This window comes from Halorientalis sp., from assembly GCF_028275115.1.
GTDB lineage: Archaea > Halobacteriota > Halobacteria > Halobacteriales > Haloarculaceae > Halorientalis.
Map to the genome: position 1 here is coordinate 1 of NZ_JAQCNH010000104.1, position 2,304 is coordinate 2,304.

The following is a 2,304-nucleotide window of genomic DNA, read 5'->3' on the forward strand; positions in this document are numbered from 1 at the left end:
CACAAACACCGCACCGACTGGATGTATTGCGCCAACCGATGATGAGCTTTCGGTTCTGTTCTTCCGCGAACCAGAATGTCCCGAATGTGGCACAGCAGCCGTCAAGGATGGGACCTATGAGCGCCACCCGCACGGTCGTCAGTCCGTGCGGGTGCAGCGATATCACTGTGAACGCTGTGGGTCGTTCTCACCAAGCCACCCGGCAGTTGAAGACGATCACCGCTATCCACGAGCGGTTACACAGCTCGCTGACGCTGTCGATGCCTTCGCTGATGTCTCACTGGAGGGAATCCAAGACATTCTCACCGTTCACTACGGTGTTCGTCCCACTGACCAGCACATCCACGACTGCTTGACCGAGCCGACGGCGGAGATCGTCGAGAACGATCTCCCCGTCTATTCCGGTGTCTACACCTATGACGAGCAGTATCTCACAGTCAACGGCAACCGCGCGTATCGCCTCACCGTCTACGATGAGTTGATGCGTGCGCCGGTTGCCGAGGCAGTCGTCGGTGAGTGCACCAAAGAGACCGTTCGTGAGTTTCTTACAACCGCGCTTGCGGAGAAACCGACCGCTGTCATCACGACTGACGGACGCTCAGATTACCCAGAGATCATCGAGGACGATCTCGACGCGTTCCACCATCGGTGTCGCTTCCACTTCATCAAAAACGGCGAAAAGAAACTCCATACGAACGTTTTCCAGAGTCTCCGGTATTCGAACACAGAGAAGCTACACGGTGCAATCGTCTGGAGTGAATTCAAGAGCGTGTTCGATGCGCCGTCGTACGAGGCTGGCCTCCGTCGGTTCGAGGCGGTGCTCGACAAGATCGAGCACCTGCCGAGTGAACTCCGAACCTACGTCGAGCAGGTCATGGAAAACTTCGACAGATTCGCCATTCACCTCCGTCATGAAGCAGTCCCGAGTACGACAAACAACCTCGAACGCTACTACGGGCACACGAAACCGACGCGGATCAAGCGTCGGTTTCGATCCCTTCAGCACGCACAGGCGTTTCTGAAGCGCCAAATGCGCGTTCGTACGATCAAGCAAGGACTCATCTCTCGGGACCGATCACTCTCGCTGGGGCGAGAGTTGTTCCCGTCGCTGTCACTGGAGCAACTCGAACCACTGTTTACTGACGCAAAAGAGCGCTATCTCTCCTGGCGTGATTGTGACGTGGGCTAGCACGAAAGCGACAGCGCTGGCCGCCCTGCTGGAGCGGCAGCGCTGCCATCCCGTATATATTCTATACACTGACTATCAGAATAAATCTCAGTCTCGTAGAGTATCAAATTGATTCTGTCACGTGGCCGGAACTGACTCCGTATTGTTGTCGTATCTTGAGAGGAATGACGGCGAGCTATGCGCAATCACACTTCACTTGGATGGGGCGGCCGTTTCGGCTAATCAGAATCCCGGACGGAGGCGACCCCCATGCAAAAAGTGACTCGGATAACGCGTGTGTTCGAGGGGGCAGCAAGAACCTCGAATACCGAAATCGGCGCGTTCGAGCGCCAGATCCGTCGATTCACGGCGTCTAAGAACCGTTCAGAAACTGAGTGGGCCAACACGGATTTGAACCGCGGACCTCCCGGTTATCAGCCGAGCGCTCAACCTGACTGAGCTATTGGCCCGACGCACCCACAGGTTCCCGACGGGAGGGTAAAAGAATTACCTTTCGCTCGCACCGACGGGGCCGGGCGATTCCGTCACTCCTCGTCGTCGTCCTCGTCGACCCACTCGACGTCGTAGGCGTCCTCGTCCAGGTCACCCGCGACGTCTCCGTCCCCGCCACTGCCGAACCCCTCCGACCCCGGCCCGCCGGGGCCGACGCCCGCGGCGCCACTCTCCTCGTTCTCGAAGGGGAACCCGCCGACGTAGACGGTACCCGTCGCGAAGCCGCCAGTCTTTCTGTCGACGTATGGAACCACGACGTAGTCCCGGACGACAGCGCGGATCGGGATGCGCGTCAGCGGAAAGACGAGCAGGATACCGAGCGCGTCCGTCACGAGACCCGGGGTGAGCGTCAGCGCGCCGGCAATGAGCAAGAGACCGCCGTCGAGCAGTTCGTTCGTCGGGAGCTCTCCCTGTGCGAACTTCTGCTGGATCGTCCGGAGGGTGTGGCGCCCCTCGGCGCGGACGAGCAACATGCCCAGCAGCGCCGTCAGGACGACGATGAGAATCGTCAGCGGCGCGCCGATCTGCGTGGCGACGAAGACCAGGAAGAGAGAGTCCAGTAACGGCACCAGAAGCAACGCCGCGATGTACCGGTACATACTCCTGCTCCGTCCTCACTCCTG

At 59.2% G+C, this 2,304-nt stretch carries 2 protein-coding genes and 1 tRNA gene; 1 reads left to right on the forward strand and 2 read right to left on the reverse strand.

Annotation, left to right across the window (positions count from 1 at the left end; translation table 11 throughout):
- Positions 1-145 precede the first annotated feature (145 nt).
- Positions 146-1,189, forward strand: a complete 1,044-nt coding sequence (locus tag Q0964_RS14055) for a transposase (protein ID WP_299268762.1) — start codon at positions 146-148, stop codon at positions 1,187-1,189.
- Positions 1,190-1,564: 375 nt separating this feature from the next.
- Here the strand turns inward: Q0964_RS14055 and Q0964_RS14060 are convergent.
- Together Q0964_RS14060 and Q0964_RS14065 are read right to left on the reverse strand one after the other, a co-directional pair.
- Positions 1,565-1,638 (reverse strand) — tRNA-Ile (locus Q0964_RS14060).
- A 75-nt stretch (positions 1,639-1,713) separates the two neighbouring features.
- Positions 1,714-2,280: an FxsA family protein gene (locus Q0964_RS14065; RefSeq protein ID WP_299268763.1), complete on the reverse strand. Its 567-nt coding sequence runs from the start codon at positions 2,278-2,280 to the stop codon at positions 1,714-1,716.
- Positions 2,281-2,304: the final 24 nt, after the last annotated feature.